Here is a 23,132-nt window from a genome sequence, read left to right as displayed (position 1 = left end):
GGCGTGCGCGGAGCTGGAACGACAGTGCGCGGCTGTGAAACAGCGCGCGGCGATGGGGCGAAGGGACGCCCTTGCGCACACCGGCCGCGACCGGTGGGACCTGCCGGAAGGACGCCCGCCCGAGGGCGGGTGCCGGTGGTACGAGATCGCTCCGGTGCGAGGCCGCCCGAAGCCGGGTGAGTGGCGCAGGGGCGATCTGGCGTTGGGCACGCCCGGTGGCGGAGGTCGGGGCGGGTGGGTTCGGCTTGAGCCTCGGCCAGTGCCACGTGCGCGCGGTGTGAAGCCCGCCGGATGCGTGACTCCCACGGAGGCGGGCGGCGTATGAGGGGTGGGTAAGGAGGTCTCAGCGTTGCCGGGTCGGCCGGATGATGATCTCGTTGACGTCCACGTCGGGCGGCTGGCCGATGGCGTACGCGATGGCGCCGCCGATGGCGTCCGGCGAGATGCTGTTCGCCCGATAGGTGCGCATCATCTCCCGGGCGCCCGGGTCGGTGATGGAGTCGGCCAGCTCCGACTCCACGACGCCGGGCGAGATCGTGGTGACCCTGATCGACGGGTCCATCTCCTGGCGCAGGCCCTCGGTGATGGCCCAGGCGGCGTACTTGGTGCCGCTGTAGACGGCGCTCGTCGGCACCACCTGGTGCGCGCCGATCGAGGCGACGGTGACGAAGTGCCCCGAGCCCTGCCGCTTGAAGTGGGGCAGCGCGGCGGCGATCCCGTACAGCAGGCCGCGAACGTTCACGTCGATCATCCGCTCCCACTCGTCCACCAGCAGCGCGTCCAGCCGGGACAGCGGCATCACGCCCGCGTTGTTGACGAGCACGTCGATGCGGCCGTACCGCTCGAAGACCTCGTCGGCGAAGGCGGCGACGTCCTGGCGGTCGGACACGTCCAGCCGCCGGACGTCGGCGGTGCCGCCGTCCGCCTCGATGGCCTTCGCGATCTCCGCGAGCCGGTCTTCGCGGCGTGCGCCGAGCACCACGATGTGGCCGTCGGCGGCCAGGCGGCGTGCGGTGGCCTCGCCGATGCCGCTGCTCGCGCCGGTGATGAGAACGATCTTGCTCACTGTCTCCTCCTAGGAGGCCGGGTAGTCGGCGCTGAGCGTCAGCTCGCGCCAGGTGTCGAAACCGGCCCGCAACGTGGTGAGCCGGTCGGTGGCGATGTCGTAGGCGGCCTTGCCGAGCAGCAGCCGCAGCGGCGGTTCCGGCGACGCGACCGCCGTGATGATCGCCGCGGCGGCGCGGTCGGGGTCGCCGGGCTGCTTGCCGTAGGTGGCCAGCGTGGACGCGCGCCGGGCACCGGCCGTCTCGTCGTAGTCGTCGATGCGGATCTTGGACTGCCGCATCGACGGCCCGGACCAGTTCGTACGGAACGCGCCCGGCTCCACGATCGTGACCTTGATGCCGAGCGGCCCTACCTCGGCCGCGAGCGACTCCGACAGCCCCTCCACGGCGAACTTCGTGGCGTGGTAGTAGCCGGTCGCGCCGAACGCGGCCAGGCCGCCCAGCGACGAGATGTTCACGATGTGGCCGGTACGGCGGGCGCGCATGCCGGGCAGCACGGCCTTGGTGACGTCGACCAGGCCGTGCACGTTCGTCTCGAACAGCGCTCTGACCTCGTCGTCCTCGCCTTCCTCCAGGGCGGCGAGATAGCCGTACCCGGCGTTGTTGACCAGCACGTCGATACGCCCGAACGCCGACTCCGCCGCAGCCACCGCCCGCGCGACCTGATACCGGTCGGTGACGTCGAGAGGCAGGGCGATGGCGCGGCCGGCGTGCGCCTCCACCAGGTCGGCGACCTGCTCGGGCGAGCGGGCGGTGACGGCGGCTCGATGACCTCGGTCGAGGGCGGCGGCGGCCAGCGCCCGCCCCAGGCCGGACGAGCATCCGGTGATGAACCAGACAGGGGTTCCGTCTTGCTTGCTCATGTGATGCGAAGCTCCAATGCGGTTGTTGTCGTGGCGCGTTCGTTGTCGTTGTGAGTCGTTGTGAGTTGTTGTGGGTCGTTGTGTGGTCGTTGTGGCGAACCCGTCGCCGTGGCGGTGCATCCGGTTCGTACGTCGCAGCGGCAGACGAACCGACGTGCCGTCGGGTACGCGGGCATGCCGGGATGGCGACGCGGCGGTCATGCCGCGGTCGCGCAAATAGCGGTGCGGGTGATGACGGTGCGGGTGGCTATGTGGATCCGGCGCCGGTCAGGCACGCATGTGACGGCGGCTAGCGCCCGGTCCAGGCTCAGGCGGCGCCGGTCAGGGCGTCTGGCCGAGCCCGGTCAGGGCATCTGGCCGAGCGGTGCCGGTCATCGGGCCGGGAAACAGGCGGGTCACGGGCCGGGAATCAGGCGGGTCATCGGGCCGGGAATCAGGCGGGTCACAAGGCAGGGAAACAGGCGGGTCAGGCGGTGAGGCTGCCGAGCAGCGACAGGCGCTCCTCCGACGGGCTGCCGGGCTCGGCCTGGTAGACGACGAGTTGCCGGCCGGGTGCGCTGTTCACGGTCAGCGACTCGTAGTGCAGGATCAGCTCGCCCACCAGCGGGTGGTGGATTCGCTTGGTCTCGTGGGTCTTCTGGCGGACGTCGTGGCGGGCCCACAGCTCGCGGAACTCGGCGCTCTTCAGCGACAGCTCGCCCACCAGCTCGATCAGGTCGGGGTCGTCGTAGTCGGTGCCGATGTTCGCGCGCAGCGCACCCACGGTGTTGAGCGCGGCTCGCTCCCAGTCGGGATAGAACGTCCGCGCGTCCGGGTCGAGGAAGACCAGCCGTACCAGGTCGTCGCTGTAGGTGTGGCCGGCGAACAGGGCCTTGCCCAGGGTGTTGGCGGCCAGTACGGTCAGGCGCCGCCCCAGTACCACGGCCGGGGTCTGCGGCCAGGCGGCCATCATGCGCAGCAGGGCGTCGCCGACGCGTTCAGGACCGCGGGCGGTGCGGCGGTTGTCCACGGCCGGGTGGGCCAGGCGGTGCAGGTGGGCCGCGGCGTCGTCGTCCAGCTCCAGCGCCCTGGCGAGCGCGTCGACCACCTGGTCCGACGGGTGCCGTTCGCGGCCTTGTTCAAGCCTGATGTAGTAGTCGGTGCTGACTCCGGCGAGCTGCGCCACCTCCTCCCGGCGCAGCCCCGACACGCGGCGGCGCGCGCCGACCGGCATGCCGATGTCCTCCGGTTGGAGTAGCTCGCGGCGCGCTCGCAGGAACTGCCCGAGCAGGTTCTCCGTCTCCATGCCTTCAGGCTAGGCCAGGAACGCCCTGTTCACAGGCTCTGAGGGTGGGCGTGATACTCCCACCCTCAGAGCCGATCATTGGGGGTTCACAGGCGGTGGCCGGCGCCGCGCCCGCCGGCACCAGACCCCGCAGTGCGTTCGCCGGGTGCATGCGCGGAGCCGGCGGGTCCAGCCGACGTCGCGGCCGAGCGTGGCGCCGGTGGCGGCCTCGTACGCGGCCACCACGTCCACCGTCCGCCCGTTCACCAGGTTGCCCTTGGCGGTGATGGCCGTGCCGCCGAACACGCTGAGCACCTTGTCAGCGGCGATGCCGTCGAACGCGTTCGCCTCGGCGTAGACCTTGGAGCCCACGCCTACGCCGATGCTGTACGCGTGCGTGTCGCCGCCCCGGTAGTAGTTGTTGTAGACGTGCACGCGTCCCCACCGCACCCGGGGCGTGCGCTGCCCGAGGCCCTCGAAGTAGTTGTGGTGCAGGGTGACGCGCAGCTTGTCCTGCTCGTCGTAGCGTGCCGGATCGTCGGTGTTGCCGATCAGCGTCACTTTGTCGTGGCCGCTGAGATGGTTCCACGACATCGTGACGAGGTCGGATCCGCGTACGACGTCGAGCAGCCCGTCGTGCACCTGGTACGGCCGGCCGAAGTAGCGCGGCTGCCCGGAGTCGGGGTTGTCGCCGTCGTTCAGCGTGTTGTGGTCGAGCCACACGTGGGTCGAGCCGGACACCTCGACGTTGTCGAAGGAGGCGTTCCAGTTGCCCTCCTCGCCGTCGGTCGGGTCCCACTGCGGGAAGCAGTCGGCGGTGTCGGTGATGGTGAGGTTGCGGACGATCACGTTGTCGGCGTTCGTGATGCGCAGGCCGAAGCTCTTCAGCGCGGCGTCGCGTCCCAGGCCGATGATCGTGACATTGGAACCGACGGTGATCGTGACGTGCTCGGCCATCTTCGCGTACGACGCCCGGCGCGCATCCTCAAGCGGCCCCGACGGCACCCGGTCGCGGCCCCACACCTCCGGGTCGTAGGCCGCCAGGTAGGCCTCCAGGCTGTAGCCGTCCACGGCGTAGTCGTCGCAGGTCAGCGGGTTGCCCGCGGCGTCGGTGTCGGCGTCGATCGCGCCCCTGACGTACACGATCTTCGGGGTGTTGTCGGCGGGGTCGCCGAGCGCGGCGATGAGCTGCGCCCGGTTCGTGACGACGTGCACGTCCTCGGGACGGGCGGCCGAGCCGCCGGTGGTGCCGGTCGTGGCCGCCGCCCAGCCGTCGCCCTTGGGCAGCACCTCGCGGCCCGGCTCTGGCCTGGGCTCGGGGCTCGGCCGGCGGACCGGGTTCCAGCCGTCGCGGCCCGCCAGGTAGCGCTCAGGCGTGTACTTCGCGGCCTCACGCGGGTCGAGCTGCGGGCGGTCGTCGTTGACGGTGGCACCGGGGCCGTGATTGCGGTACTCGGACAGGCGGGCGTCCCGCCAGTTCAGGCCCGACATGTCGGTCCACGGCGCGTCCTTGAACTGCTGGCCGAGCCACGACTCGCGCACCAGCACCTGCCCGCGTGCCGTGGTCGAGCCGCCCGCCGGCCACGGGCGGCCCAGATGGAAGGTGCGGGCCGGCGCGTTGCTGGTCAGGTGGCTGCGGTAGATGAGGAAGCCGTACGGGTTGGTGATCTCGGTGCTGGCGGCGGTCACGTAGCCGTTGTTGTCGGAGCTGCCCCGGCTCAGCGCCTTGATGACGCAGCGGTCGAACACCGCCGTCGCGCGGCCGAAGATGAAGTCCACGTCGCCCTCGACGTAGCAGTTGTGGAAGTACTGGCGGGCGACGGTCGTGGCGGACGGGGTGTTGGCGTACAGCGTGTCCTGGTTGCCGAGGAACCTGACGTTGTCGTAGACCTGCCGGTCGCCGGTCGTCCTGACCGCGACGGCCTGGCTGTTGCCGTTCGCGGCCTCGTCGTAGGCGTTCTCGAAGGTGAGGTTGCGGGCGGTGAAGTCGGGGGCCTCGATCGTGTACGACGCGCTGCCCGACGTGCCGTACGTGCCGGAGCCGTCCGGCTTCGGCGTGCCGGCCGACACGTCGTACGTGAGCACCACGTCGCGCGGGTCCTTGGTGTCGCCGGCCAGCGTGATGTACGGCTTGTCGGCCGGGATGACGACCTTCTGCCGGTAGGTGCCCTTGCGGACCAGGATCGTGACCGGCCGCCGGTTGCCGGAGGGCACGGCGTCCACGGCGTCCTGCACGGTCGTGTAGTCGCCTGAGCCGTCGGCGGCGACCACGATCGTGGACCTGCCAGCGGTCGCGGCGGTGGCGGGGGAGAGGGGGGTGAGAGCGGCGATCACCGTCAGGGCGATCAATGGGGGGAGTGACGGAAGTCGCATGGCGCAACCTCGGGACGTGCGGCAATCGTTTGCATGAAACGTTCGCCGAAAGCCCTCACTTCGTCAATGGCCTGCAGTGAAACTGCACTTCCGAGGCGAAGTTGCAGCAACAAGCGATTGCAACCGCTTCTTGAGGGGGCGGAGGCGTGTCCGGGCGCCGCTCCTCATGAGGGCGGAGGCGAGGACAGGCGGGCGCTTCTCGGGGGCGTCAGGTGCGTCCGGGCGGCCGCTTGTCAGGGGCGGGGAGGTGCGTCCGGGCGGGCGTTTTTCAGGGGCGCGGAGGCGTGTACGGGCGGGCGTTTTTCAGGGGCACGGAGGCGTGTACGGGCGGCCGGGGAAGTGGCGGTCCCACTCGGCGCGGGTGATCGACGTGCCAGGCCTCTTCGCAGATCCGCGCGCTCGCCTGCTCCACGTTCAGCCCATGAAGCTGTACGGCGCTGCCCGACGCGCCGGCCAGTACGGTGCCGTCGGGTCCCGGCACGGCGTCGCGCACCGGCCGCGAGCCCGCGAACACCGCCCAGAGCGCCGGAGCGGACGGATCGACCACGTCCCACACGTGTACGGTCCGGTCGTCGGAGGCCGTGACGAGCCTGCGGTCGTCGGCCGCGAACGCCACGCTCACCACGTCGGCGGCGTGGCCGGTCAGCTCCGACAGGCGGCGCGGGTTCGCGGTGTCGGAGACGTCCCACAGCCGGACCGTGCCGTCAGACGACGCGGTGGCCAGCGTCGCGCCGTCGCCGCTGAACCGCAGGCCGAGCACCTCGCCGGTGTGCGCGGTGAACGTGGCGACCGAGCGCGGGCGGGCCGGCTTGGAGACGTCCCAGAGCCGAACGGACGAGGTGCCCGAGCCAGTCGCCACGAGCTTGCCGTCCGGGCGGAACGCGGCGGCGGTCAGCCGGATCTCGGCGGGGCCGAGGTAGGCGAGGCGGGCGGGCGCGGCGGGAGATTCGACGTTCCACAGGGCCGCGCGGCCGTCGGACGAGGTCGTCAGCACCGTACGCTCGTCCGCCCCGAACGCGGCCGAACGGATGCCGCCGGTGATCGTGCCGAGCGGCTTGGGCGCCTCCGGCGATGAGACGTCCCAGAGACGGGCGGTGCCGTCCCGCGAAGCGGTCACCAGGTGGTCGTCGTCGGGGCTGAACGCCGCCGTCAGCACCGCCTCGGTGTGGCCGGTGAGCGTGGAGTGCGGGACGGCGGCCGCCGGGTCGGAGAGGTCCCACAGCCGGATCGTGTCGTCGTCGGACGCGCTGGCCAGCACGGTGCCGCCCTTGGAGATCGCCACCGCGTTCACCTCGCCGGTGTGCCGCGCCAGGCGGGCGCGGGGGGTGAGGCGGGCGGCGTCGGCGACGTTCCACAGGCGGGCGATCCCGTCGGCACCCGAGGTGGCCAGGTGCCGCCCGTCGGGGCTGAACGCCACCCCCGTCACCGCGTCGGGAGACCCGGCCAGAGTCCCCACCATCTCCGGCGCCGCCGGGTCGTCCAGGCTCCACAGCCGGACGTCGGCGTCCGCCGAGGCGGCGGCGAGCAGCGTGCCGTCGGGGCTGAACGCGACGTCGTGCACCGCCGCGCCGCTGCCCTTGGCGGTGCCCGACTGCTCGGCGGCGGCGACGTCCCACAGCTCGATCGTGCCGGTCGCCGAGGCCGCCGCCAGCGTGCGGCCGTCGGGGGAGAACGCGAGCCCGCGCAGGCCGCCGTGCGTCGAGGTCAGGATCGCCAGCGTGACCGGCGTCGAGGGGCTGCGTACGTCGAGGATCGTGATCGTGCCCGCGGCGGTGGCCAGCGCGGCCGTGCGGCCGTCGGGGCTGAAGACCGCCCCGGTGAAGTCGGCGTCCTGGCGGACGACCGACAGCTCCTCGGCTTTGCGGGGGTTTGTCACGTTCCACAGCCGGGCCGTGCCGTCGGGGGAGGCGGTGATCAAGACGTCGCCCTCCGGCGCGAACGCCACCGAGCCGACCGGCTCCTTGTGGCCTTCGAGCGTGGCCAGCGGGCGCGGGCTCGCGGTGTCGGAGACGTCCCAGAGCCGGGCCGTGCCGTCGGCCGACCCCGTCGCCAGCACCTTCCCGCCCTTGGCGAACGCCGCCGCGCGCACTCCGCCGATGTGGCCGCCCACCACGCCCAGCGCCTGGGGACGCAGCGGGTCCGCGATGTTCCACAGCCGGGCGGTGAAGTCGCCGGACGCGGTCACGGCCACGCGGCCGTCGGGACGGAAGACCACCTGCTCGATTGGGGCGGTGTGGCCGATCAGCCGCGCCCCGATCGGACGCGAGAGCGAGCCGAGCAGCGCGCCGCGCGCCTCCGGCGTCGGCGACAGGCGGTAGGCCGCGAGCGCGAGCTGGGAGCCGAGCGAGGTGTCGCCCGCGCGGCTCGCCGCCGCCGCGACCTCGCGGGACAGCGCCTCGTCGCGCATCCTCGCCGCCTCCATGGCCCGCGCGTCGGCCCGGCCGCCCTGCACCACCGCCACCACGCCGCCCGCCGCCCCGACCAGGACGAGGAGGGAGAGCGCGGCGATGGTGCCGCGGGCGATCAGCCTCCTGCGGTCCTGGCGGCGGCGCGAGGCCACCAGGAACTCCCGCTCGATAGGGCTCGCATCACGGACGTCCCGTGCGTCCTGGCCGGCCTCCGGCACGCCCTCCCCGGCCCGCCGCACGTCCTCTTCGGCCCACTGCGCGAGCGCGTCCGCCCCGGCCTTTCGCGTCCGCCGCGCCGCGCTTTCCGCCCGTCGCGCCGTCTCACGGCGGCCGGCTTGCGCGAGGCCGACGACGGTCTCCGCCGTGGCGAGGCGGTCACCGGCGTACAGGTACGACGGGTTCCTGCCGTCCTCCCGCCACAGGGCGGCGTCCTCCGCCAGCCGCCCCCGTACGAGCAGCCGCGCCCGCCGCGCCTCCGCCCAGCTCGCCAGCCGGGGCCAGGCCCGCACCAGCGCCTCGTGGACGAGCCGCGCCTCGTCGCGCTCCACGGTGACCAGCCGCGCCCTGACCAGCTCGGCCAGCACCTGCCCCGCCACCGACTCGGGCCCCGGGCTCAGCTCGGCCACCGGCACCCGCCTGGGCAGCGCGCCCGCCTGCTCGTCCACGAAGACGAGACGTTCGAGCAGCCCGCGCGCCACCGGCTCGAACTCCGCGCCGAGCCCCCGCAGCGTCTCCTCGCCGCTCATCGCGATCGCCCGCGCGACCCCGCCGGCCGCGCGGTAGCCCTCCATGGTGAGCACCCCGCCGGTACGCCGCCGCCAGGTGGCCAGCAGCGCCTGCGACAGCTTCGGCAACGGGTCCTCATCGACCCGGCGCAGATCGTCCAGGATCAGCTCGACCAGCCCCGGTTCGACGGCGAGCCCGGCCCGCGCGGCCGGCTCCTCGATGACCCTGCGCACCCCGGCGGGCGACAGCGGCGGCACGACCTCCGGCCGCCGCAGCGCCTGGAGCAGCCCCGGGTAGGCCGCGCAGCGCGCGAAGAAGTCACCGCGTACCGCGATCACCACCGCCGCCGACCCGGACAGCTCGGCCAGCGCCGCGACGAACCGCCGCCGCGCCGTCTCGTCGCCGCACGCGGTGAACACCTCTTCGAACTGGTCGACCACCACCAGCGTGGGTCCGGGCAGCCCGCGACGGGCCGCGGCGGGGTCGGACTCGATGATCGCGCGCAGGCGTACGGGATCGGCGCCGCTCAGCGCGGCCAGCTCGGCGGCCAGCGCCGCCGTCGGCTCGGCACCGGGGGTCAGCGCGATGCACCGCCCCACCTCGTCCCTCAGTGCGGGCAGCAGCCCCGCGCGCAGCAACGACGTCTTGCCGCACCCCGAAGGGCCGGTGAGCACGAGCGGCCCCGCGCCGTCGAACGCCTGCGCGCCGAGCACCATCGGCGGCCGGGCCGCCCGCAGCGCCTGACGGACGCGCGCGACCAGCGACCGCGTCGCCTCCTCACGCCCGGCGAACACCCCGGCGTGCTCGGCCCCGTACGCGGCCAGCCCCCGGTAAGGGCTGCCGGGGTCGCCGGGCGTGGCCACCGGCCGCTGCCGGACCCGGGGCGCCGCGTGGGCCGGGTTGACGGCCAGCGGCGGCAGCTCCTCCAGCTCGATCGCCTCTCGCCGGGGACGCGGGAACCCGGCGGCGGGCAGCGACCGGGCCAGGCGGTGGTGCACGTGGTCGAGCGTGAACGCGGCAGGCCCCTCAGGATCGCCCTCGTGCAGCAGCCGCAGCAGCCCGCCGCTGAGCGCGGTGTGCCGCACGCCGGGCAGCGCCCACGAGTTGGGCTCCTTGCTCGTCGCGGCCAGCACGTACGCCCCCGGCCAGGCCAGCGACTGCTCCATGAGCTTGGCGGGCACCGGCCGCCCGCCGCCGCTGAAGCAGCAGTCGAGCACCACGACCGCGAGCCCGGCCCGCGACCCGGCCATGATCCGCCGCACCAGCGCGTACGGCAGCGCCTGATAGCCCGCCGTGCCCTCCGACAGGTCGGCGGTGGCGCCGGTGGCGAGGTAGAGCTCGTCGCCCGGCCCGAACAGGGCATGGCCGACGAAGTGGAACATCAGCACGCTCGTCGCCTCGCGCGCCGCCCGCTCCAGCGCCGTGCCCAGCTCGGCCGGACCGGCCGGGTCGAGCAGCACGTCGAGCCGATCCGGGGACAGCCCGGCCCGCTCCACCAGGCAGCGGGCGACGTCGTCGAGCGTGGCGGCCACGGCGGGCGCGTGCGGCAGCCGGGAGGCGGGCCGGTGCGTGCCCGTGCCGGCCAGCAGCACCCGGGCCCCGGCGTCGGACAGCAGCAGCGGTGGACCGTTCCATCGCATGTCGCGCACGGGCCGAGTCTTCTCGATCGTGGCTGGTTCGTCCTCGGTCATCCGGCGTTCCACCGCGCAAGGCTCGTCGAGTTCGGCGTTTGTCGGATGACAATGTACGCAGCTCCGGGGCGGCCGTCGAGGGGCACGAACACCCGCTGACCAGCAGTTATCCCCGCATATTCGGGCACATCATGACGGGCAATCTGCGTCACCAATTGGCCGGCAGCCCGGGGGTCGTGGCGGGCAGCCGGTGACCCCGCGGATGGATCACGTACGCCACCCCGCCGCTGCTCGAACCGCGCAGCCACACGTTCTCGAACGCGGCCCGCGGATAGACCCTGCGCACGGCCGCGTTGCTCGGCGACGCCGGGTCGTTGGCGATCACGTCGCCGTCCTCGGTGAAGCCGACGACCACCATGAGGTGGCCGTCCGTGCCATAGCCCGCGCCCGGCAGCTCATCCTCCTTGAACGACTGCGAGGTGATCACCGGCACGCCCGCGCTGATCAGCCGCTCCAGCTCGGTCAGCGAGCGCAGCCTGGTGACGAACCCGTCGAGGCCGTACCGGCCCGCGTACGCGGTGTTGAACGGCCAGTTGCCGGTGCCCTTGTAGGCATGGTCGTAGGTGTAGCGCGCGGCGTGATCGACCTCGGGGTTCGGGTCGGAGCCTGACACCCAGGCGGTGTCCTGCTCGCTCGGCCGGACGCCCCAATAACCCATCACCATCGTGGTCGAGGTCGGGCTGCACCACGCCTCGCCGCCGCCGTTCCACTCGGGGTAGTGGCCCTTGTGGATGTTCTGGGAGCGGCGCGGCACCGCCAGCTCCTTGCCCCACGCGCCGCCGCCGGGGCTGACCGGCACGCTCTCGCGGCGGGGCACGTTGGAGCTCATCACGCCGGACGTACGCACCCGGGGGACGACGTCCGAGCCGGGCCGCCGATAGAGGGTCAGCCGGAGCTGGTAGCCGCTGAGCGGCTTGCCGGCCGCCGCGACCAGTGTGTCCACGGCCACCTTCGCATCCGCGTCCGACTGCCCGGGCACCGAGGTGCGCAGCACGTCGCCCTCCGCATACGACCAGCGGCCCAGCGCATACCACCGGGTCAGGCCCCCGGCGTTCCTGCCCCTGGCCTCCACCTGCAGCCAGCTCCCCGGCGGCACGTCGGCCGTCCACGACGCGATCAGCTCGGTGGCCGGGAAGCCGATGGCCTGCTCAGGGCCGGTCCAGCGGGCGTACTCCCACGTCTTGGTGCCCAGCGCGTCGGTGTAGGAGACCGTGCCCGCGGCCTCCCCGAACGCCAGCCCCTCCGACGCCGTCGTGCCCTCGGCGGTGCCCGTGGTGAAGTCGGCCCGCTGGAACACCACGTCGGGCGTCGCCGCGGCCTGTCTCGCGCCCGCGGGGGCGGCGCAGGCCGCTGCCATGGCGCATGTGGACGCGAGCGACGTGAACGACAGGAACCACCGGAACGACAGGAACACGGTCAGCGCGCGCATGAACCCACCCTGCTTCGAAGGCGCTCGGCAGGGCCGACAGTATGCGCGCCGCCTGCGCAAAACCATCGGCAGATCTACGTAATCGGGCGGCACCTCGTCCCCGCACGACGGTTCGTGCGTCTCTCCGCGCATGATCGCCGATACGCGGGTGAGCATGCCTACGACAGGACGGGAGCGCTCGACATGCGGAAATACGTGATCATGGGGGTGCAGGGCAGCGGCAAGGGCACCCAGAGCGCCATGCTCGCCGGCGACCTCGACCTCGTCCACATCAGCGTCGGCGACATCTTCCGCTGGCACGTCAAGAACCACACCAAGCTCGGCGCCCAGGTACGCCGCCTCGTCGCGGCCGGCGAGCTGGTCGGCGACGACCTCGTGGAGGACGTCGTGAAGGACCGGCTCGACCTGCACGACTGGAACTACGGCTTCATCATCGACGGCTTCCCGCGCAACCGCCGCCAGGCCGAGTTCTTCCTGGAGAGCTACGACATCGACGGCGTCATCCACCTCGACCTGCCCGACGAGGAGGTGCGCAGGCGGGTACTGGCCCGGCGGCTGTGCTCGCGCTGCGGCATGGACTACAACCTCATCGCCCACCGGCCCGAGGAGGAGGGCCGCTGCGACGTGTGCGGCGGCGAGCTGGTGACCAGGCCGGACGACACCCCCGACGCGCTCGCCAGGCGGCTGGCCGACTACCACGGCAAGACCGGGCCGGTGCTGGAACTGTTCCGGCGCAAGGAGTACGTGCTGACCATCGACGCCCGCGCCGACAAGCTGGAGGTGCAGCGCACCATCCGCGCCCGCTTCAACCTGCCGCCCTACCGGGGCGACGGCTAAAGAGTCGGTCATGGCGGCGCATCGTTGCGGTCGGACCGCCCCCGCGACCTGACCGGCCGGCAGGAGGATCGCCACCGGGTCGAGACAAGCGCATAGGGCGGGGGTACGACATGAGCAGGCCCGGGATCGCGGCGATCATCATTTCGCTCGCCGCGCTGGGCAGCGCCGCCTGGGCGGCGACCACGGCACTTCCTGCGAACTCCACCCCGCCTGCGATACACGCACCCGTCCCGGACGCCGACCTCTGGCCCGCCGCTGAGAAGGGCCGGTCCGCGCCCGGAGGAGCCGCCCGTGAGCCGGGCCTCGGTCCCCGGTCCGGCGCGGCCGCTCGTGAGCCGGGCTTCGGTCCCCGGTCCGGCGGGGCCGCCGGCGGCGCCGGTTTCGGTCCCGCACCCGGTTGGGCCGCTCGCGGCTCCGGCTGGGGTCGCGCACCCGGCAGCGCGGCCAAGAGCGCGCTCGGCCCGGACGGCGTCGTGCGCAGCTCCCCGTACGGACCGCTGCCCGGCCAGCTGGGCCCGCGCGGCTGGAACCAGACGTACGGACAGGACGGCGAACAGGGAGGACGGCGGGGCGGCCCGCCCGCACCCAGGCCGAGCACGTCCGGGACCCCCAAAGTGCCAGGCGCACCTGCGCGTCGCCCAGGAGCTCACCCCCGACCCCGTGATCATCGGGGACGACGCGGCCTACGTCCTGACCGTCACCAACGCGGGCGTCACGGACGCCACGGGCGTCGTCGCCACCGGCCTGCTCGACCGCGACCTCACCCCGGGCCCGCTCCCCGACGGTTGCCGGCTCACCGGCCGCACGCTCACCTGCGGCGGCCCCGGCATGGCGCTCCCGGCGGGGCAGAGCGTGACGTTCGAGCTGCCGGTCACCACGGACCCGGCGCTGCGGAACGGTACGAACCTGGCCATCCGCGCCTCCGTCACCGCCCCCGACGCGACCCCCGACGAGGCCGAGCTGACGACCAGGGCGCGGGCGGTCGCGGAGGTCGAGGTACGCCAGGAGGGCGCGCCGAAGGAGGTGGGCCACGGGGAGCCGGTCCCGTACCGGCTGACGGTGACCAACCACGGCCCCTCGCGAGCGGCGAACGTCTCCCTGCACCACCCGGCCGACGGCGGCCGGGCGACGATCGCGCAGCGCCCGGCGGAGTGCCCGCAGACCGGCCCCGCGCTCACCTGCCCGCTCGGCCCGCTCGCGCCGGGGGAGAGCAGGACGTACGCCTTCAGCCTGACCCCGCACGAGGCGGGCCCGCTGACGATCTGCGCGTCGGTCACCACGGGCGACGGCGAGGAGAACACCGCCGACAACCACGTCTGCGCCGACACGGTCGTGGCGGCGGCGCCGGAGCCGGAGAGCACCACGGAGGCGGAGGAGACGCCCGAGCCCACCCCCACCGCGACCCCGGAAGCGGAGCGCAAGGACGGCAAGCACGAGCACGCGGAGCAGGACGAGCACCGCCGCGAGCGCGGCAGGGACACCCCCGCCGCCGCGGGCGAGGTGCCGCCGCCCGCGCACCACGAGGCCGGGCAGCTCCCGGTGACCGGCGCGTCGGTCTGGATGCTGGGCCTGGGGGTGGCGGTGCTGCTCGCGATCGGCCTGCTCGTGCGCTCCTTCTCCCACCAGGACAGGCGCACCTCCTGACCTGCGCCCCGGAGCTTTCAGCCCAGCACGTCGCGGCTCCACGAGCCGAGGACCAGCAGGGTCTTGGTGCCCGTGACGTCCCCGGCCCTGCGCAGCCGGTCGATGACCTGCTGCAGGTGGCCGAGGTCGCGCACCCGTACGTGGATCAGCGCGTCGGGGTCGCCCGCGATCGTGAACACCTCCTGCACCTCCGGCACGTCGGTGGCGGTGCGGATGATCTCGCTGACCGGAGTGGTGCCGGGGTAGCGCAGCTCGGTGAAGGCCTCGATGCCCCAGCCGAGCTTGGCGTAGTCGATCTGCACCGAGAAGCCGGTGATCACGCCGATCTCCTTGAGCCGGTCGACCCGCCGCTTGACCGCCGCCACCGACAGGCCGATACGCTCGGCCATCTCGGAGAACGTCCTGCGCCCGTCCTCGCGCAGGAGCCGCAGCACTTGGTGATCGATCTCGTCGATCTCAGGCACGGAGTACGCCCCCTTCACGCGCAAAGAACGTCGGCTGACAGGTCCATGAACTCATATTGTTTGCGTCTTCGGCCCGGTTTCTCGTCTAATACTTGCGCATATCATGCCCGGGTTGCTGTGCTGGGAAGCAGCGTGCCACGAGGCGAGCACGTATGAAAGCCAGGAGGTTCGCATGAGCGCGAGCGAGACTCCCACCCCCGTGTCGCTCGACGACAAGTACACGGCACTCGACGGCCGCGTGCTCATCTCGGGCATCCAGGCCCTGGTCCGCCTGACGCTGGAACAGCGCCGCCTGGACGACGAACGCGGGCTGGACACCCGCGCGTTCGTCAGCGGCTACCCTGGCTCGCCGCTGGCGGGTGTGGACCTGGAGATGGGCAGGGCGGCGAGGCACCTGGAGCCCGCCGGCGTGGTCTTCCAGCCCGGACTGAACGAGGAGCTCGCCGCCACCGCGGTGGCCGGCACGCAGCTGCTCGACCAGGTGCCGGGCCGCCGCCACGAGGGCGTGACCGGCTTCTGGTACGGCAAGAACCCCGGGCTCGACCGCGCCGCCGACGCCATCAGGCACGCCAACGTCGCCGGCACCGCCCCGCTGGGCGGCGCGGTGGCCTGGATCGGCGACGACCCCGGCTGTAAGTCGTCCACGCTGCCCAGCTCGTGCGAGCCGATGTGCCAGAGCCTGTCCATGCCGCTGCTCGCGCCCGCCACGGTCGCCGAGATCATCGAGTACGGCCTGCACGCGGTGGCCATGTCGCGGGCCAGCGGCCTGTGGGTCGGCCTGAAGATCGTGGCCGACATCGCCGACGCCTCCGCCACCGTCGACCTCGGGCCGCTGCGCGCCGGCGTGCCCGTGCCCGAGCGCGTCGCCAAGGGGCCCGCCCCCATCCTGCTCGGCCCCGCCGCGCTGGACGCCGAGCACGACATGCTCACCCGCCGCCTCGCCCTCGCCCGCGCGTACGCACGCGAGCACGGACTCAACCGTGTGACGGCCAGCGCCGGCAACACCGCGCTCGGCATCCTCGCCTCAGGAGCCACGTACGCGGCGGTCGAGCGCGCCCTGAACGACCTCGGCGTCGACGAGGCCGCCATGGACGAGCACGGCCTGCGGCTCATCAAGATCGCGATGCCGTTCCCGCTCGACCCCGCCGAGCTGGCCGAGCTGACCTCCGGCCTCACCAGGGTGCTGGTGGTCGAGGACAAGGTGCCGTTCCTCGAAGGCCAGCTCAAGCAGGCCCTGTACGGCGCCGCGCACGCCCCCGAGATCAGGGGCCGCGACCTGCTCCCCGCCAGGGGCACGCTGGGCGCCGACGACGTCGCCAAGGCGATCGCCACCTGCCTCGGCATCGAGCCGCCCCGCCGCGAGCGCCGCCGCGGCCTGCTGCCGGTTGTCGCCGCCCGCACCCCGTACTTCTGCTCCGGCTGCCCGCACAACACCTCCACCCGCACCGCCGACGGCACGCTGGTCGGCGTGGGCATCGGCTGCCACGCGATGATCGCGCTCGACGGCCACGGGCGCGGCACCCAGGTCGGCATCACGCAGATGGGCGGCGAGGGCGCCCAGTGGATCGGGCTCGCGCCGTTCACCGACGACCGGCACTTCGTACAGAACCTCGGCGACGGCACCTACCACCACTCGGGCTCGCTGGCCATCAGGGCGGCCGTCGCGGCCGGGGTGCCGATCACGTACAAGCTGCTCTACAACGACGCGGTCGCCATGACCGGCGGCCAGCACCCGGAGGGCAAGCTCGACGTGCCGTCGCTGACGCGCGAGCTGGCCCTGGAGGGCGTGCGCAAAGTGGTGATCACCACGCCGGAGCCCGAGCGGTACCGGGGCGTCGAGCTCGCGCCGATCGCCTCCGTACGACACCGCGACGACCTGCCCGAGGTCGAGAAGGAGCTGGCCGCGGCCGGCGGGGTGACCGTGCTCATCCACGACGACCGCTGCGCCGCCGAGGAACGGCGGCTGCGCAAGCGCGGCAAGCTGCCCGCGCCCACCCAGAAGGTGCACATCAACGAGCGGGTCTGCGAGGGCTGCGGCGACTGCGGCGACGTCTCGACCTGCCTGTCGGTGCAGCCCGTCGAGACCGAGTACGGCCGCAAGACCCGCATCCACCAGGCGTCCTGCAACACCGACCTGAGCTGCCTCAAGGGCGACTGCCCGTCGTTCCTGCTGGTCGAGCCGGGCACCAAGGAGCCCAGGAAGGCGCCGGAACCGCCCGTCACCGCGCCCGAGCCGGTCGCCGCGCACGGCGACGAGACGCTCATCAGGATGCCCGGCATCGGCGGCACCGGCGTGGTCACCGTCTCGCAGATCCTCCAGATGGCCGCACACCTCGACGGGCTGCACGCCACCGGCCTCGAGCAGACCGGGCTGGCGCAGAAGGGCGGGCCCGTGGTCAGCGACGTGCGGATCGGCAAGCGGCCGCCGTCCGGGCACGTGCGCGCCTCGCAGGGCAGCGCCGACGTGCTCATCGGCTTCGACGTGCTCGGGGCGGCGGCCGACGCCACCCTCGCCGTGGCCGCGCCCGACCGTACCGTCGCCGTGCTCAACACCTCCGTGGTGCCCACCGCCGCCATGGTCACCGGACGCATCCCCGTGCCCGGCCACGCCGACGCCGTCGCCCGCGTCGCCTCCGCCACCCGCGAGCAGATCTGCGTGGACGCCCACGCGCTGTCGGAAGAGCTGTTCGGCGACCACATGCCAGGCCAACCTGCTGCTGCTCGGCGCCGCGTACCAGCAGGGCTGCCTGCCCGTCAGCGCCGCCTCGATCGAGCAGGCCATCAAGCTCAACCGGGCCTCCGTCGAGCAGAACCTCGCCGCGTTCCGGTGGGGGCGGGCCGCCGTGCACGACCCCGAGGCCGTGCGCAGGGCCGTGCTGCCCGAGCCCGCCGGGCCGAAGACGTTCGATGAGGTCGTGGCCGACCGCGTCGCCGACCTCACCGGCTACCAGAACGCCACCTACGCCCGTACGTACGAAGGCGACGTCCGCAGCGTCGCCGCGCTCGCCGTCGAACGCGCCGGCGAGGAGGCCGGCACCGCCATCGCCCTCGCCTACGCGCGCGGCCTGCACAAGCTGATGGCCTACAAGGACGAGTACGAGGTCGCCCGCCTCCACCTCGACCCCGCCGAGGTGGCGCGGCGCGAGCGCGAGTTCGGCAAGGACGCCAAGGTCACCGTGCTGCTCCACCCGCCCGTGCTGCGCGCGATGGGCATGAAGCGCAAGATCAAGGTGGGCCGCTCGGCCGGAGTGCTCTTCCGCGGCCTGCGCGCCGCCAGGGTGCTGCGGGGGACCGCGTTCGACGTGTTCGGCAAGGCCGAGGTGCGCCGGGTCGAGCGGGCGCTCATCGGCGAATACCGCGGGCTCGTACGTACCGCGCTCGACCGCCTCACCCCCGAGACCGCCTCCGTCGTCGAGGAGATCGCCGGGCTGCCCGACCTCATCCGGGGGTACGAGGACATCAAGCTCGCCAGGGTCGCAGAGTTCCGCGAGCGCGCCCAGAAAGCGCTGGACAACCTCTAAAGCCGTCCTTAGGGAGTCACCGTGACCGTCGAACGCCTGCTGCCGGACCAGGACGCCGAAGACCTCATCGAGCTGACCCGCGACATCGCAGACAAGGAGCTGGCCCGCAGGGTCGACGAGCACGAACGCTCCGAGACCTACCCTGAAGGGCTCTTCGCCACCCTGGGCGCCGCCGGGCTCCTCGGCCTGCCCTACCCCGAGGAGTACGGCGGGGGCGCGCAGCCGTACGAGGTGTACCTTCAGGTCGTGGAGGAGCTGGCGGCCCGCTGGGCGGCCGTCGCCGTCGCCGTCAGCGTGCACACCCTGGCCTGCTACACCGTCTTCACCTACGGCACCCCCGAGCAGCGCGAACGGTGGCTGCCCCGCATGCTCGCCGGCGAGCTCATCGGCGGCTACAGCCTCTCGGAGCCGCAAGCGGGCTCCGACGCGGGCGCGCTGTCCTGCCGCGCCGAACGCGTCGCCGACGGCTACCGCATCACCGGCAACAAGGCGTGGATCACCCACGGCGGCATCGCCGACTTCTACGCGCTCTTCGCCCGCACCGGCTCCGGCTCGCGCGGCGTCTCCTGCTTCCTCGCCCCCGGCGCCGCCGACGGCCTCACCTTCGGCAAGCCCGAGGAGAAGATGGGCCTGCACGCGGTGCCCACCACGAGCGCCCACTGGGACGGCGTCCTGCTGGAGGCCGACCGCCTCATCGGCGAGGAAGGCCAGGGCCTGCAGATCGCCTTCAGCGCCCTCGACTCCGGCCGCCTCGGCATCGCCGCCTGCGCCACCGGCCTCGCCCAGGCCGCCCTCGACGAGGCCGTCGCCTACGCCAAGGAACGCCGGACGTTCGGCAAGCGCATCATCGACCACCAGGGGCTAGGGTTCCTGCTGGCCGACATGGCGGCGGCCGTGGACAGCGCCCGCGCCACCTACCTCGACGCCGCCCGCCGCCGCGACGCCGGCCTTCCCTACGGCCGCCACGCCTCCGTCGCGAAGCTGGTCGCGACGGACGCCGCGATGAAGGTGACGACGGACGCGGTGCAGGTGTTCGGCGGGTACGGGTACACGCGGGAGTTCCGGGTGGAGCGGTACATGCGCGAGGCGAAGATCATGCAGATCTTCGAAGGCACCAACCAGATCCAGCGCCTGGTGATCAGCCGGGATCTGGCGAAGTAGCGATGGTCGCCGGCCGCGCTGCGGCGGTCACGGCGACGGCGCCCACGATGGAGGCGATCACCTGGGGCAGGAACCGGCCGATGTAGGCGTCGAGGGTCTCGATGCCGTCGACCAGCGTGGTCTGCGCCGCCCCGGTGCGCCCGCGCTGGGCGTGCGCGGGGCCGAGCCGCAGCAGCTTCGCGGTCAGGCGGCGGCGCAGCTCGGTCGTGACCGCGGCCGAGGCGCGCAGCGCGACGGATTCGCGCACCGCGAGCACGGCGCTGCGGACGAGCTGCAACGCGACGACGCCGGCCACGAACCAGGCGATCGAGCCCGCGTCCCGGCCGGCGAAGATCCGGGCCAGGGCCTGGGGACGAGAACGCCCTGGCCGACGTAGGTGGCGGTGACGGACAGCAGCAACAGCACGAGTCCCGCCAGGCGCCACCGGACGGACGGTGACGGGGCCAGCAGCCGGGGGATCACTGCTCCTCCTTGAGCCGCTCGAAGACGAGCTGGGTACGGCGCACGGCGCGCACGCCGTACACCTCGGAGATCAGCTCGGGGGTGAGGACCTGATCGGGCGGGCCGCCGGCGACGATGCGGCCGGCGCTCATCACGTACAGGCGGTCGCAGAAGGCCGCGGCCTGGTTGAGGTCGTGCAGGACGGCCAGGGTGCCGACGCCGAGCTCGCGCACCAGGTGCAGCAGTTCGAGCTGGTGGCGGATGTCCAGGTGCGAGGTCGGCTCATCCAGCAGCAGCAGGCGGGTCTGCTGGGCGAGGGCGCGGGCGAGCAGCACGCGCTGCTTCTCCCCGCCGGACAGCGTGGCGAAGATCCGGCCCGCGGCGCCGGCCATGCCGACGCGGTCCAGCGCCCGAGCGCACAGCTCCTCGTCGGCACGAGGATCGGCCGGGTAGGGGGTGCGGCCCATGGCGACGATCTCCGCCACGGTGAAGTCCAGGTCGGGCGGGGTCTCCTGGGCGACGACGGCGGTGCGCCGGGCGGCCTGGCGGGCGGGCAGCCGGTGTACGTCGTCGCCGTCCACCGTGATGAGTCCGGCCGTGGGGCGCAGGGCCCGGTAGATCGAGCGCAGCAGGGTGGACTTGCCGCAGCCGTTCGGCCCGACCAGGGCGACGAACTCACCGTCGTCCACCATCAGGTCTGCCTCGCGCACGATCGGAGTGCCGTCGAGGGCGACGGACAGGCCGCGCAGATCGAGTTTCATGAGACGTTCACCGCCCGGTCCGCCGAGCGGCGGCGCAGCAGCCACAGGAAGAACGGCACGCCGAACAGCGCGGTGACGATGCTGAGCGCGAGCTCCTGCGGCGCGTTGACGGTGCGCGCGGCGATGTCGACGAGCTGCAGGAAGACCGCGCCGAGCAGGGCGGTGACGGGCAGCACGCGCCGGTGGTCGGCGCCCACCAGCAGCCGGGCGGCGTGCGGCACGATCAGGCCGACGAACGCGATGGCGCCGCTGGTCGCCACCATGACGCCGACCAGCAGCGAGGTCAGCACGAACAGGCTCAGGCGCAACCGGTTGACGTTCACCCCGAGCGAGACGGCCGTCTCCTCGCCGGCGGCCAGCGCGTTCAGCCGGCGGTGCTGCATCAGCAGGTACGCCACCCCGACGGCCAGCACGACGGCCGGCAGCGGCAGCATCGGCCAGCGGGCCCCGCCGAGGCTGCCCATCAGCCAGAACAGCACTTGCTGGGCGGCCCGCCCGCTCTGCGCGAGCTGTAGCACGAAGCTGTAGGCGGCCTGGAACAGGTACGCCAGCGCCACGCCGGACAGCACCAGCCTGGCCGCGGTGAGCCGGCCGGAGCGCTGGGCCAGCGCGTACACCAGGCCCAGGGCCAGCAGGGAGCCGAGGAACGCCGCGGCCGACAGCGACAGCCCGCCCAGCGCGGAGGCACCCAGGATCAGCACGACCACCGCGCCGAATGAGGCGCCGGAGGAGACGCCGAGCAGGAAGGGGTCGGCCAGCGGGTTGCGGACCAATGCCTGTAGCACCGCCCCCACGACCGCCAGACCGGCTCCGACGAGCAACGCCAGCAGGGCGCGTGGCAGCCGGAACTCCCACACGATCTGCTCCTGCACCGGGGTCCAGGTGCGCGGCACCACGCCGGGGACGATGTGATCGGCCACGATGCCCCACGCCTGGGGCAGGGCGACGTGCACCGCGCCGATGCTCACCGCCAGCCAGGTGGAGGCGACGACCGCGGCGACGAGGGCGACGATGAGCAGGAGAAACCGGCTCATGGGGCGGCGGCGCCCGGGAACGATTCCGGCGGGTGCCGGGTTCTGCCGGAGCATGCTGGTCACTGGGCGAAGGCGTCCGGGTGCAGGAACCGGGCGATGTCGGTGATCGCCAGGATGTTGCGGTAGCCGGGATGCTGGGCCGCGACCGGAAGGGCCAGGTAGCGCTTGTTCTTGGCGGCCGGGCTGTTCCTGACGATGGCGAAGGCTTCCTCCGCCTTGGCCTGCGAAGTGGGCATGTCCTCACCGCGCAGCGTGGCGTAGTCGCTGACCAGGATGGCCTCGGGCTCGGAGGCGCTGATCTGTTCGGCGCTGACCTCGGTGTAGTCGCCCTTGACGTCCTTGAGGACGTTCTCCCCTCCTGCCGCGACGATCATCTGGTTGGTGATCCCGGAACCGCCGAAGGCGTTGACGGGGCCTTCGCCGCCGTCGGTGGCGAGCACCTTGACCGGAGTGCGGCCCTCCACGCGCTTCTTGACATCGGCCAGCTCGCCCTGCAGCTCGCTGATGAGCGCTTCGGCACGGTCGGAGACGCCGAAGATCTTGCCGAGGTTGCGCAGGTCGTCGAAGGTGTCGTCGAGGGTGAACGTGAGCACCTCCTCGGGACTGCACCATCCGCCCAGGATGTAGACGGGCGAGCCGGCGGCGTCCAGCTCTTCCACGGTGGCGTAGCCGCCGGCGGCGTCGAAGCCGGCCATCGAATTGTCCAGGACGAAGTCGGCGCCCTGGGCGAGCATGATCTCCTTCTGCGGCAACATGATCGTCGGTGAGATCTCTTGGATCTTGTCGTACTGCTCCTTCTGGCCGGGCAGGAACGCGCTCTCGGAGAAGTTCGTACGCCCGGCGATCCGATCGCCCAGCCCGAGCGCGAGCAGCGTCTCCAGCGCCGGGTGGTAACCGGTGACGACCTTGGACGGCGGCCGGTCGAACGTCAGCTTGCGCCCGCAGTTCTCCACCGTCACCGGGAAGCCGGGAGCCGCCTGCTCGGTCACCTGCGCACTGCCCTCCGTGGAGGGCTGGGAGCAGGCCGTCGTCAGCGTGAGAGCCGTGACCAGGACGAGCAGTCTGCTGGTGATCCGTCCACCGCGTCCGGTGCGGTGCCTGGCATGGGTATGGGGCGGGCGGCTCATGCGGTGCGTCTCCCGTGGCGCTCGACAACAGAGGTGATCGAGAGCCTCATTCTGCACATTATGTGCAATTGCCAGCAAGTGGCATCAAGGTGATGTACGCCTCTGTGCTGGACAAATCTCACGCCGGCATCGCCGTTCCGGACAGGGTGCCGCCAGGCCTGCGGGCCATGATCGGCCTGGCTGCGGTTTCCGGGCGCATCGCCACCGCCCGCCAGCCGCGCCTCGCGATACAAGCCGAGCGCCGCGTCGGCACGCGTGTGGGTGAGTGAAGACCCGGCCGGCCACTTCGGCCACGCCGGCCGGGAAGGCATCCGCCTCGTCCGG

17 protein-coding genes are annotated in these 23,132 nt (G+C 72.8%); 6 read left to right on the top strand and 11 right to left on the bottom strand.

Annotated elements, in window-relative coordinates; translation table 11 throughout:
- Positions 1-343: 343 nt before the first annotated feature.
- From WBK31_RS25265 to WBK31_RS25240, 6 genes are all read right to left on the bottom strand, one after another.
- Positions 344-1,066, bottom strand: a complete 723-nt coding sequence (locus WBK31_RS25265) for an SDR family oxidoreductase (RefSeq protein ID WP_364056643.1) — start codon at positions 1,064-1,066, stop codon at positions 344-346.
- 9 nt (positions 1,067-1,075) lie between these two features.
- Complete coding sequence (locus WBK31_RS25260) at positions 1,076-1,927, bottom strand: oxidoreductase (RefSeq protein ID WP_364056640.1); 852 nt, start codon at positions 1,925-1,927, stop codon at positions 1,076-1,078.
- 466 nt (positions 1,928-2,393) lie between these two features.
- Positions 2,394-3,212 (bottom strand): helix-turn-helix transcriptional regulator, encoded by an 819-nt coding sequence (locus tag WBK31_RS25255; protein WP_364056637.1) that lies wholly within the window; start codon positions 3,210-3,212, stop codon positions 2,394-2,396.
- Positions 3,213-3,287: 75 nt separating this feature from the next.
- Complete coding sequence (locus WBK31_RS25250; protein WP_406673272.1) at positions 3,288-5,540, bottom strand: pectinesterase family protein; 2,253 nt, start codon at positions 5,538-5,540, stop codon at positions 3,288-3,290.
- A gap of 292 nt (positions 5,541-5,832) precedes the next feature.
- Positions 5,833-10,338 (bottom strand): caspase, EACC1-associated type, encoded by a 4,506-nt coding sequence (locus tag WBK31_RS25245; RefSeq protein WP_406675527.1) that lies wholly within the window; start codon positions 10,336-10,338, stop codon positions 5,833-5,835.
- A gap of 199 nt (positions 10,339-10,537) precedes the next feature.
- Entirely contained in the window at positions 10,538-11,818 is a 1,281-nt protein-coding gene (locus tag WBK31_RS25240; RefSeq protein ID WP_406673271.1) for a C39 family peptidase, read from the bottom strand.
- 183 nt (positions 11,819-12,001) lie between these two features.
- Here WBK31_RS25240 and WBK31_RS25235 point away from each other — a divergent pair, with 183 nt between their 5' ends.
- Both WBK31_RS25235 and WBK31_RS25230 read left to right on the top strand, forming a co-directional pair.
- The gene (locus tag WBK31_RS25235) at positions 12,002-12,655 is read left to right on the top strand and encodes a nucleoside monophosphate kinase (RefSeq protein ID WP_364056628.1); all 654 of its coding nucleotides are present in this window, start codon (positions 12,002-12,004) and stop codon (positions 12,653-12,655) included.
- A 291-nt stretch (positions 12,656-12,946) separates the two neighbouring features.
- A complete protein-coding gene (locus WBK31_RS25230; protein ID WP_406673270.1) occupies positions 12,947-14,299 on the top strand; it encodes a hypothetical protein in 1,353 nt (450 codons plus the stop codon).
- 17 nt (positions 14,300-14,316) lie between these two features.
- Here WBK31_RS25230 and WBK31_RS25225 read toward each other — a convergent pair whose 3' ends face one another.
- Positions 14,317-14,763, bottom strand: coding sequence for an Lrp/AsnC family transcriptional regulator (locus WBK31_RS25225; RefSeq protein ID WP_364056622.1), 447 nt, complete (start codon positions 14,761-14,763; stop codon positions 14,317-14,319).
- 172 nt (positions 14,764-14,935) lie between these two features.
- On the opposite strand from WBK31_RS25225, the gene WBK31_RS25220 reads away from it, so the two are divergent.
- Genes WBK31_RS25220 through WBK31_RS25210 form a run of 3 tightly spaced genes read left to right on the top strand, consistent with a single transcriptional unit; the run spans position 14,936 to position 19,445 of the window.
- Positions 14,936-17,674, top strand: a complete 2,739-nt coding sequence (locus tag WBK31_RS25220) for an indolepyruvate ferredoxin oxidoreductase family protein (protein WP_406673269.1) — start codon at positions 14,936-14,938, stop codon at positions 17,672-17,674.
- Positions 17,607-18,284: a DUF6537 domain-containing protein gene (locus WBK31_RS25215; protein WP_406673268.1), complete on the top strand. Its 678-nt coding sequence runs from the start codon at positions 17,607-17,609 to the stop codon at positions 18,282-18,284. Before WBK31_RS25220 ends, WBK31_RS25215 begins: the two co-directional genes overlap by 68 nt.
- Positions 18,285-18,305: 21 nt before the next feature.
- Positions 18,306-19,445 (top strand): acyl-CoA dehydrogenase family protein, encoded by a 1,140-nt coding sequence (locus WBK31_RS25210; RefSeq protein WP_364056616.1) that lies wholly within the window; start codon positions 18,306-18,308, stop codon positions 19,443-19,445.
- Here the strand turns inward: WBK31_RS25210 and WBK31_RS25205 are convergent.
- From WBK31_RS25205 to WBK31_RS25190, 4 genes are read right to left on the bottom strand one after another with little or no spacing between them, the layout of a single operon-like run.
- Entirely contained in the window at positions 19,423-19,869 is a 447-nt protein-coding gene (locus WBK31_RS25205; RefSeq protein WP_406673267.1) for an ABC transporter transmembrane domain-containing protein, read from the bottom strand. The two genes, WBK31_RS25210 and WBK31_RS25205, sit on opposite strands and share 23 nt — an antisense overlap.
- A gap of 34 nt (positions 19,870-19,903) precedes the next feature.
- Positions 19,904-20,647, bottom strand: a complete 744-nt coding sequence (locus WBK31_RS25200; protein ID WP_364056610.1) for an ABC transporter ATP-binding protein — start codon at positions 20,645-20,647, stop codon at positions 19,904-19,906.
- Positions 20,644-21,681 (bottom strand): iron ABC transporter permease, encoded by a 1,038-nt coding sequence (locus WBK31_RS25195; RefSeq protein ID WP_364056607.1) that lies wholly within the window; start codon positions 21,679-21,681, stop codon positions 20,644-20,646. The genes WBK31_RS25200 and WBK31_RS25195 overlap by 4 nt, the downstream gene beginning before the upstream one ends.
- Positions 21,682-21,740: 59 nt before the next feature.
- Positions 21,741-22,808, bottom strand: coding sequence for an ABC transporter substrate-binding protein (locus tag WBK31_RS25190; protein ID WP_378787229.1), 1,068 nt, complete (start codon positions 22,806-22,808; stop codon positions 21,741-21,743).
- Between the two features lie 14 nt (positions 22,809-22,822).
- Between WBK31_RS25190 and WBK31_RS25185 the strand changes: the two genes are divergently transcribed.
- The gene (locus WBK31_RS25185) at positions 22,823-23,077 is read left to right on the top strand and encodes a hypothetical protein (RefSeq protein ID WP_364056602.1); all 255 of its coding nucleotides are present in this window, start codon (positions 22,823-22,825) and stop codon (positions 23,075-23,077) included.
- Positions 23,078-23,132 lie beyond the last annotated feature (55 nt).

It is taken from the genome of Nonomuraea sp. N2-4H (genome assembly GCF_045291505.1).
GTDB lineage: Bacteria > Actinomycetota > Actinomycetes > Streptosporangiales > Streptosporangiaceae > Nonomuraea > Nonomuraea fastidiosa.
This window is presented reverse-complemented; position numbering and strand designations above follow the sequence as displayed.

Excerpts from the sequence above, each read along its gene's own strand:
- WBK31_RS25220 (WP_406673269.1), top strand. The coding sequence starts at position 14,936 with ATGAGCGCGAGCGAGACTCCCACCCCCGTGTCGCTCGACGACAAGTAC.
- WBK31_RS25235 (WP_364056628.1), top strand. The coding sequence starts at position 12,002 with ATGCGGAAATACGTGATCATGGGGGTGCAGGGCAGCGGCAAGGGCACC.
- WBK31_RS25255 (WP_364056637.1), bottom strand. The coding sequence starts at position 3,212 with ATGGAGACGGAGAACCTGCTCGGGCAGTTCCTGCGAGCGCGCCGCGAG.
- WBK31_RS25245 (WP_406675527.1), bottom strand. The coding sequence starts at position 10,338 with ATGCGATGGAACGGTCCACCGCTGCTGCTGTCCGACGCCGGGGCCCGG.
- WBK31_RS25190 (WP_378787229.1), bottom strand. The coding sequence starts at position 22,808 with ATGAGCCGCCCGCCCCATACCCATGCCAGGCACCGCACCGGACGCGGT.
- WBK31_RS25195 (WP_364056607.1), bottom strand. The coding sequence starts at position 21,681 with ATGAGCCGGTTTCTCCTGCTCATCGTCGCCCTCGTCGCCGCGGTCGTC.
- WBK31_RS25260 (WP_364056640.1), bottom strand. The coding sequence starts at position 1,927 with ATGAGCAAGCAAGACGGAACCCCTGTCTGGTTCATCACCGGATGCTCG.
- WBK31_RS25240 (WP_406673271.1), bottom strand. The coding sequence starts at position 11,818 with ATGCGCGCGCTGACCGTGTTCCTGTCGTTCCGGTGGTTCCTGTCGTTC.
- WBK31_RS25200 (WP_364056610.1), bottom strand. The coding sequence starts at position 20,647 with ATGAAACTCGATCTGCGCGGCCTGTCCGTCGCCCTCGACGGCACTCCG.